The organism is Streptomyces sp. NPDC037083 (assembly GCF_055606485.1).
This window is the reverse complement of the sequence record NZ_JBVJSQ010000010.1, coordinates 156,118-168,492: the sequence shown is the minus strand read 5'-3', so window position 1 is coordinate 168,492 and position 12,375 is coordinate 156,118. Positions and strand designations below refer to the sequence as shown.

Sequence of the window (12,375 nt, the reverse complement as noted above, 5' to 3'; positions counted from 1 at the left end):
CTGGCGATCTTCGTGTGGCGTGGCGTGGCGGTGAAGGGGATGGGGGGCGGGGCGCCGGGTCTCGTCGCCGTCTCTTCGTGGGGGCGCGGCGGTGGCGGGCGTGGGCTCGGCGGGCCCTTCGCGCAATCCGCCGAGCCCCGCCGCACCGTCCTCGAGCCCCGCCGCACCGTCCCCGTGCACCGCGGGTCGGCCACGCGGCGTTCACTCGGTCAGGAGGTCCTGACCTGCGGCGCGTTCGGAGCCGGGAGGCCGGGAGCCGGAGCCTGGCCGGACCTCGGCGCCGGGGAGCCGGGCATCGGCGGCGGGGGAGGCGGCGGGGCCGTCCGCAGCGGGCGCAGGACGTTCGCCCAGCGGGCGAGTTCCGTGAGCATGGGCGCGACGGAGCCGGCGACCGGCGGAGGCGGGGTGAACACCCCGTCCCGGAGGTGCTGCATGACGAGGGGGACGGCGACCCCTTCGGGGACGGGCATCATGCGGACGCTCGTGACGACCTGCTTCATCACCTGGACGGAACGCAGGCCGCCCGCGATTCCGCCGTAGCTGACGAAGCCCACCGGCGCGTACATCCACTCGTTGTGGAGGTAGTCAACGGCGTTCAGCAGACTGGCCGAGGGGCCGTGGTTGTATTCCGGGGTCACGAAGACGAAGGCGTCCGCCTCCTTGATCTTCGCGCTCCAGCGCCGCGTGTGCTCGTGCTCGTAGCGGCCCGTCCGGGGATGGCCTGGCTCGTCGAGCAACGGGAGGGCGTAGTCGACGAGATCGACCAGTTCCACCTCGAAGCCGCCGTGCTTTCCGGCCGCCTCCACCGCCCACTCGGCGACCGGCCGCGCCAGCCGGCCCGGCCGGGTGCTGCCCGCGACGACCTGCAGTTTCATGATGTCTTCCGTGCCGCTCACATCGGCCCCTCTCCGGGCGCCCGCTTCGGGTACGCGCGCCAGTGCTCTGCCAGTCGGCCGTTCTTGACGCGGAACAGGGTGAGGATGTTCCAGTCGGCGGACCTGCTGGTCGACGGTGCGGTCGCGGACCAGTCGCGCCGGCTCGGCCTCGACCTCGATCACGAGGCGTTTGACGGCCTCCGTGTCCGGGTCGGGGGATGCCGCCACCGCGTCGATGTAGTCGGGCCGGTCCATCCAGGTGCGCTGGAGGTCGGGGGTGTGGATCGTGGCGATTGCGTCCACGATGGTGAAGTCGCTCATCGCGCGGGCTCCTTGTCGGGGGCGGTCGTGCCACGTTGCGGCACGGCGGCGCCGACCATGGGGAAGGGTTCGAGTCCCAGCAGGCGCCTGCCGTTCTGCTCGGCGAGGGGGTCGACGCGGATCGCGCCGTGCGAGGTGACCACCCGCGCGTCGCGGACGAAACGCTGGATCGGATTGGACAACGCGACCGTCGACGAACCCAGCGTCTTCTGCAGCAGGTTGATGGCGTCCTCACACAGGTTCGCCGCATACGCGAGCGCGAGACTGATCTGCGACTCCTCGTCGTCGCCGAACTCCAGCCCGGCCTCGGTACGCGCGTCCACCTGGTCCGCGAAGCGTTCGATGGTCGAGGCGGCCAGCACGATCATCGCCTGCGCCCGCCCGGCCGCCACCTGCGCCGACGCCATGGCGGCGACACTGGGATAGGGCAGGGTGAACGGCCTGCGCACGGCGGCCTGCTCGGCGAAACACGACAACGCCCCACGCGCCATGCCCAGCGTGATCGCGGTACTGCTGAGCGCCACCGTCATCAACAGCGCCCGCCCGCTCTGCTGGAACGCCACCCCGCTGTAGTGCTCGCGGATCCGGTCCAGCCGGGGCGGGAACTCGGCCAGATCGAGAAACCGGTAGTCGGGGACGAAGATCTCCTCCGTCACCCGCAGGCTGTTGCTGGACGTCGCGGACAGCCCCATCACGTGCCAGTCGTCGAGGATCTCGAACTGCTCACGCTCCAGCACCACCACCCCACGCCCCGAACCCCCGGCCCGCGCCGCATCGAAGGCGACCCCGACCAGCGCCCAGCGGGCATGCCGGCAACCGCTGCCGAACGCCCACCGCCCCTCGACCATCCAACCCCCCTCCACCTTGCGGGCATCGCCGACCGTCGTCGCGAACACCGACGCACCCACCAGCGCCGGACCCACCCAGCCCTCCACGTCCTTGCGGATCTCCTGAACCAGCCGCGGCTGCAGAGCCAGGAAATTGCGCAGCCCCACGCCGACGAAAGCACTCCACGCCGCCGAACCGTCCGCCTCGCCCAAAGCCGCCACGACCTCGACGAGATCCCGCGCGCCCAGCGCACTGCCACCCCACTCCACCGGCATCGTCATCCGGTACACACCGGCCGCGTCCAGCGCCGCCAGCACCTCGGGCGTCAGCGCGCCGATCCGCTCCGCCTCCGACGCCTGCGCCCGGATCAGCGGCACGAGCTCGCGGACACGCTCGCGCAGTTCGCGTCCGGCGTCGGTGAGCCAGGGCGACTCGACGGCCCCGACCTCCGTGATCGGCCCCGGGGCAGAGGGCGGCGGCTCCACGCGGGCAGTGGGCTGGGACATGGCTCTCCTCACCGAGCGGGACAGGGTCTGGACTGAACTGTACCGTTCAGTCCAGCACGCGTGTCAAGGCGGGGGGACCGCGCGCACCGCTGTGTGGACGAGCCAGCCGAGCGCCGCGCCGGCTGCGTACCAGAACAGGTCAGGGGGGTTGAAGGTGGAACCGAGGACGAGGCGGGCGATCGTGCTGCGCCGGGAGAGTTCCGCCGGCACCTGGCTGAGCTGCAGGAACTCGACGGTCCAACTGAGGGCCAGCGCGATTGCGGCGGCCCTCAGGGGCGTCACCCTCGGCACTACCAGAACGACGAGAGTGAGCAGCATGACGGTGTACAGCGCGTCCCCGCCGTACTTGGCCACGTCCCCTGCCGCCACCGCCCTGAGCCCCAGCCCCGTGCCGACGGTGACCGCCGCGGCCCCCGCCGCCGCCAGACGGATCCGTACCGGGTCGGCGGCGCCGCCGTGGGTTTCGCGTATCCGGGTCACAGGGTGATCCTGCCCCGGTCCAGGTCACCGTGGGGTCGTCGGCCAGTGCCGCAGTGCCGCGCGCAGGGGTTCGGGGTGCGGGGTGTCGGCGGCCCAGGCGATGTGGCCGTCCGGGCGGATCAGGAGGGTGGTGCGCAGGGGCCCGGCGGGGGCGGCGACCCGCAGCCCGTCCGTCTCCGGCACCGGGCGGCCTCGGGCGATCAGCACGAACCGGCCGTCGCGCAGCACCTCGTACAGCCGCCGCCCGCCCGCGAGCCGCAGGTCGGGCGCCCGGCGGCCGACGAGGCGGTGGCTGCCGGGCGGGGCCGGGTAGGCGATGCCGATGCCGGAGAGCAGGCGCTCTCCGACGGCGGTGAGCGAGTTCGCCCAGGAGACCAACGGCAGTACGGCTTCCCGGACTTGTCGCGCAAGGCCGCTGCGGGGGGCGTTCAGCACGCCCCGGGTGATCGCCCCCGAGACCCGCAGCGCCTGCTTCCCGACGGGGTGGCGCTCCCTCTCGTAGGAGTCGAGCAGCGGCTCACCGGCCCGGCCCCGCACGACCGCGGCCAGTTTCCAGCCCAGGTTGGCGGCGTCCTGCAGCCCCGTGTTCATCCCCATGCCGCCCGCGGGCGAGTGCACGTGCGCGGCGTCGCCCGCCAGCAGCACCCGGCCCGCGCGGTAGCGGACGGCCTGGCGCTCGTCGCTGTGGAAGCGCGAGATCCAGCGCGGGTCGTGCATGCCGTGGTCGGAGCCGAGGACGCGGCGCAGCAGGCCGGCCAGTTCCTCGGCCGACACCGGTGCGTCGTCGGGGCGGTCGTCGCCGGCGATCCGGCCGATCGCCCGGTACCAGCCGTCGCCGAAGGGGACCAGGGAGGCGAAGCCGTACGCGTTGGAGTTGGTGGTCACCGCGTCGGCGGGCACATCCGTGAGCCGGACGTCGGCCAGCATCACCGACCGCACCACCGAGCGGCCGGGGAAGCCGATCCCGGTCAGCCGGCGGACGGCGCTGCGCACACCGTCGCATCCGACGACGTACGAGGCCCGCCGTGTGGTCCCGTCCGCCGTCTCCACGTCGACGCCGTCGGCCCGCTGCCTCAGCGCCACGACCTCGGCGCCCCGCACGATCCGCGCCCCGGCGGCGAGCGCGCGCCGTTCCAGCAGCTCCTCGACGTGGTACTGCGGAGTGATCAGCACGAAGGGGAAGCGGGTGCGCAGCCGGTGCAGGTGCAGTTCGACCTTGCCGAACACGCCCACGACGGGCGCCGTCCGTCCACGGGCGACCAGTTCGTCGGCGAGGCCGCGCGCGTCCAGCGCCTCCAGGGTGCGGGCGTGCACCGCGAAGGCCCGGGTCATGCCGGGGTCGGCGGCGTGCTCCCGCCGCTCCAGCAGGGTGACCCGCACCCCGCCCGCGGCCAGGTCCCCGGCCAGCAGCAGGCCGGTGGGCCCGGCCCCCACGACCAGGACGTCGGCGTCGCCGGTCACGGCGTCGTCGCTTCGACCATGTGCTGGTAGGAGTTGACGGGCCGTACGTCGCGGACGACGAGGCCCGCCCGCTCCACCAGCGTGAGCAGGCTCTGCCGGGTGTGCTTGCGCCCACCGACGGTGAGCAGCATCCGCAGATCCATCGCGGTGCTGAACCTCTGCCCCGGCCCGTCGTCGACGAGGTTCTCCACGACGACCACCCTGGCTCCGGCGCGGGCCGTCCGCACGACGTTGCCGAGCACGACGGCGGCGTCCTCGTCGTTCATCCCCAGGATGTTCTTGAAGACGTACACGTCGACGTCGGCCGGGAGCTCCTCGCGGCAGTCGCCGGCCATCAGCCGTACCCGGCCCGCGAGTTCACCGCCCTCACGCAGTCGGGCGTCGGCCCCCGCGACCACGTCGGGCCGGTCGAACAGGATCCCCCGTACGCCGGGGTGCCGCTCCAGCAGCGAGGCCAGCAGGAAGCCCTGCCCGCCGCCGATGTCGGCGACGGTCCGGGCGCCGGACAGCGGCAGGGCGTGCGCGACGGCAGCGGCGGACTGCCTGCTGGCCTGGGTCATCGCGCGGTCGAACACCGCGGCGGACTCCGGCCAGACCGTGTGCACGTGCTCGAAGAACTCTCCGCCGTACGTGTCGGCGAACACGTCCTTCCCGGTGCGCACCGACTCGTCGAGGCGGCCCCACAGTTCCCAGGTCCACGGTTCGGTCATCCACAGCACCAGCTGGTCGAGCCGGTCCGGGGAGTCCTCGCGCAGCAGCCGGGAGATCCCGGTGTGGACGAACCGGCCCTCGGCGTCCTCGGCGAAGACCCCGTGGCCGGTGAGCGAGCGCAGCAGCCGCCGCAGCGCGTCGGGATCGGCGTCGACCGCCACGGCGAGGCTCTCCGCCCGCGCCGGGGTGTCGCCGAGGACGTCGGCCAGGCCGAGTTTCACGGCCGCGCGCAGCGAGGCCGCGCAGCCGGCGCTCAGCGAGCGTTCCAGCAGCTCCAGCACCTGCGGTTCGGTGGACGTCTCACTGGTCACGGCGGGACACCTCTCTGTCGGTGCGGCGTGCGGCGACGGCGCCGGGGAAGTGCGCGTCCAGGGCCTGTCGGACCCCGTCGCGCCAGGACGTCCCACAGGCGCCGGCGATGCGTGTGCGGCGGGCGCCGTCGAACGCGACGACGGCGCGGGTGACGTCGCTCGGCGCGAAGCCGACCGGCACCCCGGTGAGTTCCGAGACGTGTGCCATGAGGTCGCGCACGCCGACGATCTCGTCTCCTCCCCAGTTCACGACGGTCGCGGGGGTCCGGGCCGCGGCCCACAGGCGTGGCACGTGCCGCGCGATGTCGTCGGTGTGGATCGGGGAGCAGTAGTGCTGCCCCGTGCGGGGGACGGCGATCGGTTCGCCGGCGAGCATCTGCCGGTAGAGGATGACCGGGAGCCCGCCGTGCCCGTGCGGGCCGTAGGCGACGTTGAGCCGGGCGATGGTGGTGGGCAGGCCGAGCGTCACGGCGAGCGCGCGCACGGCGCCCTCGGTGGCCAGCTTGCCGACCGGGTAGGTCGGCAGCCATGCCGACGCGGCTGCCAGGGGGTCGTCCTCGGTGTGCGGGTGGTCCGGCGTCTGGGGCGCGTAGACGGCGCTGCTGGAGACGAACAGGAATGCCTCGGCGGTGCGGCAGTGCGTCATCAGTCTGCCGGTGGCCACGGAGTTCACCGCGACCACCTCCTCGTGGTCGCCGCCGCCGCGCTCGACCGCCGCGTGCAGCACATGGGTGAAGTCGTCCGGGACGCCGTCGAGCCGGTCCCCGGCCATGTCCCACCGCCAGGTCCGTATGCCCCGGTACTTCAGCCGCCGCTCCGCCCCCGGGTCCGAGAAACGGCCCAGGCACCACACCTCGTTGTGCTCGACGAGCGTCTCGGCCGCGGTGCGCGCCACCAGCCCGGTCGCCCCGGTGATCAGGATCTTCTTCCCGGCTAGCATGCGGACGGCCCGCCGTCCCCGAGCGCCCGGTCGAGCTCCGCGCGCAGGACCGACTGGAAGACGGCCACGTGGCGGGGTCCCATGAGGGTGTAGTGCTCGCCCGGCACCTCGAGGTACCGGGGCGTCTCACGGGTGAAGTCCTCCCAGCGCCTCAGCTCGTTGTCCAGCCAGTCCTGCTTGGTGCCGCGCAGCGGGACGGCGTGGAAGACGCTCATCCGCGCGACCGTGCCAGAGGGCCGGTAGGTCCGGCCGAGGCCGGTCAGACCGTCGGCGAGGTCCGCCCATGCGGCGAACCGGTCCGCATCGAGGTCGAGTCGGGTAAGACGATCCGGGTCGGCGGCGGCGAGCAGCCGGGCGAGCTGCTCCTGCCTGCCCAGCGGGCGCAGCTCGGCGGGCAGCGTCCTCGCCTGCTGCTGGGAGATCAGGTCGAGGAACATCGCCAGGTTGACCGCGGTCTCGGCGAAGTCGAGTTCGTCCATGCGGTACTTGATGTGCGGGGGCAGGTTGAAGCTGCCGAGGAAGTCCACCCGCTCGCCCTGCGCCTCCAGCACCTTGGCCACCTCGAAGGCCACCGCCGCGCCGAAGGAGTACCCCGCGATCGCGTAGGGGCCGTGCGGCTGCCTGGAGCGGATCGCGTCCGCGTAGACGCGCACCATCTCCGCGAAGCTCTCGAACGGCTTCTCCCCCGGGTCGAACCCGCGGGCCCGCAGGGCGTAGAAGGGCCGCTCGTGCACGAAGTACTTGGCCAGGTTCACGAAGACGAGCACCTCGCCGACCCCGGGGTGGACGCAGAAGAGCGGCGTCCCGTCCCCGCTGGTCTGCAGCGGGACGACCGGGTCGTAGGGACGGGGCGCGCCGCTCTCCTCCGCTTCGATGCGTGCGGCCAGTTCGCGGATGCTGGGCGCGGTGAGGATGGCGAGGACCGGCAGGTCGGTGCCGGGGAAGCGCTGGGACACGAGGCTCTTGAGGCGCAGGATGTCCAGCGACGTCCCGCCGAGGTCGAAGAAGCCGGACGTGGCACTGATCGTGGACGGTTCCGCCTCGAAGAGGTGGCCGTACAGCTCCGCGAGCGCCTCCTCGACCGCCCCGGACGGGGCGACGTGAGCGCCGAGCCGACGGGCCACCAGCTCCCGGACGGAGTCCAGGTGGACGGCGTACTCCCCCGACTCCAGCCGCCGCCGCATGAGCGCTCGCGCGATCTTGCCCAGACTCGTCTTCGGGAAGGCTTCCTTGGGGAGCGGCAGCAGCAGTGCCGGACGGAACCCCCAGTGCAGTACGACGCTGTTGCGGACGGCGACGGTCAGCCGGTGGAGCGCCGCCTCGTCGTCGGCCACGTCGGGGGTGACCGCGAACGCGACCGCGAGCTGCTCGGTGTCGCCGTCGCGCGGGCGCGTCGGGAACGCGGCGACGAAGGACTTCTCGATGCCGTCGAGGTCGGCGAGCACCGACTCGAGGTCGTGGCTGTGGTAGTTGACGCCGTTGACGATGATGCTGTCCTTGCTCCGCCCCACGAGGGTCAGGCGCTCCCCGTCGAGCCGGCCGAGGTCACCGGTGCGGAACCAGCCGTCCGCCGTGAACGCGGCGGCGGTCGCCTCCTCGTCGTTCCAGTACCCGCCCGTGATCATCGGTCCGGTGAGCTGCACCTCGCCGATCTCCCCGTCGGCGGTCGGGGCGGCGCCGTCCGGCACGGCGACCCTGACCCGCAGCCCGGGGACCGGCCGCCCGACCGACGCGAACTCGGCGCCGTGGTCGGCGTCGGGGAAGTCCCGGTTGTAGATGCTGCCGGCGCAGGTCTCGGTCATCCCGAACGCGGGCCACAGGGCGCCGCGGCGCAGTCCGTACGGGGCCAGCCGGTCGAGGAAGCCGACGCCCGTGGCGACCGGGTTCGCCTCTCCGCCGGACACGATGTGCCGCACGCACGACAGGTCCAGCGGCAGGGGGCGCGCCAGCTGGTCGAGGGCCTTGTTGATCAGCCCGAGCAGGAAGTTGGGGGTGAACGTCATCGTCACCCGGTGGGCGTCGATCAGCTCGAGGAAGTGCGTGGGGTCGGCCAGTACCGACTCCGGCGACGCGTGCAGCTGGACGGCTCCCACGGACAGCGGAAGCAGGTGTGCCTCCAGCAGTGCGGCGACGTGGTCGTAGGAGATCCAGTTGAGCGTCACGTCGTCGGGGGTGAGCGACTGCGTCTCGGCCTTCGCGGCCATGGAGGCCAGCAGGTTCCCGTGTGTGAGGCGGACCGCCTTGGAGGCGCCGGTGGAACCCGAGGTGAGCACCAGCAGGGCGGTGTCGTCCCCGGCGGGGGCGGCGGGCGTGAACGGGTCCGCGTCCGTGCCGGCCGCGGCGGGGGCCAGGTCCTCGATCGTGGTGACCGTCATCCCGGGGACGGCGGGGAGCTCCTGGCGTGTCCGGCGGTCGGTGACCACCAGCGGGCCGTCGAGGAGGGTGTCGACGTGGCTGAGCTGTGCGGTCCAGCGCTGCGGATCGTTGCGGACGGGGGCCAGCGGGCAGACGGGGATGCCGCCGAGCAGACAGGCCCAGAGGGCCGGAACGAAGTCCTCGGGCCGTTCCAGCAGCAGGGCCACGACCCGGTCCCGGCGAACTCCCCTGCTGCGCAGGGAGCCGAGCAGGCCGAGCGCCTCCCGCAAGAGCTGCGGATAGGTGTGGCCGAGGGGCCGCTCGCCGGAGAGGTAGCGCACCCCGTGCCGGGGGAACCGCGCCGCCGCCCGCACCAGCAGCCCGCCCAGACCGTCGACTTCCCCGGCCCCGGCCCGAGTCCCGGCCTCAGCCCCGGTCCCGGTCCCGGTCCCGGTCCCGGCACTGGCCTCGTCCGTTCGGTCGACGGGTGTCTCCTGGATCGTTGTCATCATCTCTTCCTCTGACGTCGACGACGGTTCAGGCCGTCTGCGGGACCTGCGCCGGGACCTTGAAGCGATGGGACGGGACGTCCGGCAGGGTGCGCCTGGCCAGGCCGGCGAGGGTGGCGCCGGGACCGATGTCCTGGAACGCGGTGGAGTCCAGCTCCTCGTGCAGGACGTGCAGGGTGTCCGCCCAGCGGACCGGGCTGACCAGCTGGCGGGCGCACAGCTCACGCCAGTGGTCGCCGCCGTCGTGGGCCCGGGCGTCGACGTTGGCCACCACGGGGACCGTCCCGGCCGCGAAGTGCGTCAGCTCCAGGGCCCGGCGCAGCGCCGCGCCGGCGGGCTCCATGTAGGGGCTGTGGCAGGCGGCGGTGACCGGCAGGACGCTGTAGCGCAGGCCGGCCCCGGCCGCACGGGCGGCGGTGGCCTCCACGGCCGGGCGGCTGCCCGCGATCACCGTCTGCTGCGGGCTGTTGTGGTTGGCCACCCACAGCTCGTCGCCGTCCCGGCGCGCCGCCTCCACCAGGGCCGTCACCTGCTCCGGGTCGCCGCCCATCACGGCGGCCATCGCTCCGGGCCGCTGCCGGGCCGCCTCGGCCATGGCCCGGCCCCGCTCGCCCACCAGCCAGGCACCGTCGGTCAGCGACAGCACCCCGGCGGCGACCAGCGCCGAGTACTCCCCGAGGCTGTGCCCGGCGACGGCCACCACCTGCGCGGAGGGATCCTGCCGGTGGAACTCCGACCAGGCCAGCAGGGACGCGGTGAACACCGAGATCTGGGCGTGGTCGGTGCGGGACAGGGTCTCCTGGTCCGCCGTCAGCAGCAGCTCGGAGACGTCGTAGCCGGAGGCCCGGGAGACGGAGTCGACCAGTTCCCAGGACGGCGTGGTCCGCCATGGCTCGCCCATGCCGGGACGCTGGACCCCCTGGCCGGGGAACAGGACGGCGTACCGCGGCTCGGCGGTGGATCCGTGAACGTGCGCGACCATGATCTGCCCTCTCGAGATTCCGACGACGGTCCACACCATCGTCCGAGGGCGCCGCTCAAGTCCCGGACCGCGTTTCCCTCACGCCCCGGTCCGTCATTCGCTCAAGGCACGGAAAAGAATGCGGCGGCTGTTTCACGGCTTGAGTCAGGCATTGTCCGTGACCCCGAACCCTTCTTGCGGGCGGCCTCGGTCCTGAGGGCGTCCGGATGGGAGGACAAGGCATGACCACCGTGGTCGAAAAACCCGTGGCGGAAAGCCCGGTGCCGCCTGCCGCGTCGGAACCGGAGCGTCCCGACAGCATGCACGTACGCGTGGAGGAGCTGCGGCGGCTGCGCGCGGAGGTGCACGCGGGTCCGGGACAGCGGGCGACCGAGGCGCAGCACGCCCGAGGCAAGCTCACCGCCCGCGAGCGCATCGAACTCCTGCTGGACGAGGGGTCGTTCACCGAACTGGAGCCGCTGTGCCGGCACCGCGCCACCGGCTTCGGCCTGGAGCGCCGCAAACCGCACACCGACGGCGTCGTCACCGGCTGGGGCACCGTCGACGGCCGCCAGGTCTTCGTCTACGCGCACGACTTCCGCATCTTCGGCGGCGCGCTCGGCGAGTCCCACGCGGCGAAGATCCACAAGCTGATGGACCTCGCGGAGGCGTCCGGCGCCCCGCTGGTCAGCCTCTGCGACGGCGCGGGCGCCCGCATCCAGGAAGGGGTGACCGCGCTCGCCGGGTACGGCGGCATCTTCAGCCGCAACGCGCTCGCCTCGGGCGTCATCCCGCAGATCAGCGTGATCCTCGGCCCGTGCGCGGGAGGCGCGGCCTACTCGCCGGCGCTGACCGACTTCACGTTCATGGTCCGGGGCGTGTCCCAGATGTTCATCACCGGCCCTGACGTCGTGCGGGCGGTGACCGGCGAACAGGTGAGCATGGACGAGCTGGGCGGCGCCGACGTCCACGCGTCGGTGTCCGGGGTGGCCGCGTTCGCGTACGACGACGAGGCGACCTGTCTGGAGGACGTGCGCTATCTGCTGTCGTACCTGCCCTCCAACAACCGGCAGGCGCCGCCCGTGCTGCCCTGCGACGATCCGGCGGACCGGCGCACCGACCGGCTCGCCGACCTCGTCCCGGCCGACCCCTCGCGCGGCTACGACGTGCGGGAGGTCATCGAGGAGATCGTCGACCACGGCGAGTACTTCGAGACGCACCCCACCTGGGCGGCCAACGTCGTGTGCGCGCTGGCCCGGATCGACGGGCACGTGGTGGGCATCGTCGCCAACCAGCCCATCGCCAGCGCCGGGGTGCTGGACATCAGGGCCAGCGAGAAGGCCGCGCGGTTCGTCTCCCTGTGCGACGCCTTCAACATACCGCTGGTCACCATGCTGGACGTGCCCGGCTTCCTGCCCGGCGTGGACCAGGAGCACAACGGGATCATCCGGCACGGCGCGAAGCTGCTGTACGCGTACTGCAACGCCACCGTCCCCCGCATCCAGTTGATCCTGCGCAAGGCGTACGGCGGCGCCTACATCGTCATGGACTCCCGCTCGGTCGGCGCGGACCTGTCCTTCGCCTGGCCCACCAACGAGGTGGCGGTGATGGGCGCCGAGGGCGCCGCCAACGTCATCTTCCGCCGGCAGATCGCCGACGCCGACGACCCCGCGGCGATGCGCGCACGGATGGTCGAGGAGTACCGGGCGGAGCTGATGCACCCGTACTACGCGGCCGAACGCGGCCTCGTCGACGACGTCGTCGAACCGGGCGAGACCCGGGCGCTGCTGGCCCGCTCGCTGGCCATGCTGCGGACCAAGCACCGGGCGCTGCCGCAGCGCAAGCACGGGATCACTCCGCTGTGAGCGCCGCGCCGACCCCGGCCGACGTCCTGCGCGAGGCCGCCTTCCGCGTGGTGCGCGGCAACCCCGACCCGGACGAACTGGCGGCGCTGGCCTGCGTGTTGACCGTGCTGCGGGCGCGCGCCGAGACCGCGGCCGCCGACGACGCCGCCGGGCCCTGCGCATCCCGCGCGAACTGGGACCGGGCCGGCAACGGCTACCGCGGCCCGCTCGCCTGGGTCGGCTAGACGGCTTCCCGGACCCGCCGTTTTGAGT

General features: G+C 73.0%; 10 protein-coding genes. 2 read left to right on the top strand and 8 right to left on the bottom strand.

Annotated elements, in window-relative coordinates; genetic code table 11:
- Positions 1–209: 209 nt before the first annotated feature.
- From ACZ7DE_RS26115 to ACZ7DE_RS26080, 8 genes are all read right to left on the bottom strand, one after another.
- Positions 210–1,196: an NADPH-dependent FMN reductase gene (locus tag ACZ7DE_RS26115; protein WP_470765191.1), complete on the bottom strand. Its 987-nt coding sequence runs from the start codon at positions 1,194–1,196 to the stop codon at positions 210–212.
- Complete coding sequence (locus tag ACZ7DE_RS26110; RefSeq protein WP_470765189.1) at positions 1,193–2,530, bottom strand: acyl-CoA dehydrogenase family protein; 1,338 nt, start codon at positions 2,528–2,530, stop codon at positions 1,193–1,195. The genes ACZ7DE_RS26115 and ACZ7DE_RS26110 overlap by 4 nt, the downstream gene beginning before the upstream one ends.
- Positions 2,531–2,593: 63 nt before the next feature.
- Positions 2,594–3,010 carry a ribosomal maturation YjgA family protein gene (locus tag ACZ7DE_RS26105; protein ID WP_470765187.1) on the bottom strand — a complete coding sequence of 139 codons (417 nt, stop codon included), beginning with the start codon at positions 3,008–3,010 and terminating at the stop codon, positions 2,594–2,596.
- A gap of 24 nt (positions 3,011–3,034) precedes the next feature.
- Entirely contained in the window at positions 3,035–4,471 is a 1,437-nt protein-coding gene (locus tag ACZ7DE_RS26100) for an FAD-dependent monooxygenase (protein WP_470765185.1), read from the bottom strand.
- Complete coding sequence (locus ACZ7DE_RS26095) at positions 4,468–5,493, bottom strand: methyltransferase (RefSeq protein ID WP_470765183.1); 1,026 nt, start codon at positions 5,491–5,493, stop codon at positions 4,468–4,470. The genes ACZ7DE_RS26100 and ACZ7DE_RS26095 overlap by 4 nt, the downstream gene beginning before the upstream one ends.
- On the bottom strand, positions 5,483–6,433 hold the full coding sequence (locus ACZ7DE_RS26090; protein ID WP_470765181.1) for an NAD-dependent epimerase/dehydratase family protein: 951 nt from the start codon (positions 6,431–6,433) through the stop codon (positions 5,483–5,485). The genes ACZ7DE_RS26095 and ACZ7DE_RS26090 overlap by 11 nt, the downstream gene beginning before the upstream one ends.
- Positions 6,427–9,297, bottom strand: coding sequence for an AMP-binding protein (locus ACZ7DE_RS26085; protein WP_470765179.1), 2,871 nt, complete (start codon positions 9,295–9,297; stop codon positions 6,427–6,429). The genes ACZ7DE_RS26090 and ACZ7DE_RS26085 overlap by 7 nt, the downstream gene beginning before the upstream one ends.
- 28 nt (positions 9,298–9,325) lie before the next feature.
- On the bottom strand, positions 9,326–10,279 hold the full coding sequence (locus ACZ7DE_RS26080; RefSeq protein ID WP_470765177.1) for an ACP S-malonyltransferase: 954 nt from the start codon (positions 10,277–10,279) through the stop codon (positions 9,326–9,328).
- 299 nt (positions 10,280–10,578) lie between these two features.
- On the opposite strand from ACZ7DE_RS26080, the gene ACZ7DE_RS26075 reads away from it, so the two are divergent.
- Together ACZ7DE_RS26075 and ACZ7DE_RS26070 are read left to right on the top strand one after the other, a co-directional pair.
- A complete protein-coding gene (locus tag ACZ7DE_RS26075; RefSeq protein ID WP_470765521.1) occupies positions 10,579–12,123 on the top strand; it encodes an acyl-CoA carboxylase subunit beta in 1,545 nt (514 codons plus the stop codon).
- Positions 12,120–12,347 carry an acyl-CoA carboxylase subunit epsilon gene (locus ACZ7DE_RS26070; protein WP_470765175.1) on the top strand — a complete coding sequence of 76 codons (228 nt, stop codon included), beginning with the start codon at positions 12,120–12,122 and terminating at the stop codon, positions 12,345–12,347. The genes ACZ7DE_RS26075 and ACZ7DE_RS26070 overlap by 4 nt, the downstream gene beginning before the upstream one ends.
- The last annotated feature ends 28 nt before the right edge of the window (positions 12,348–12,375 follow it).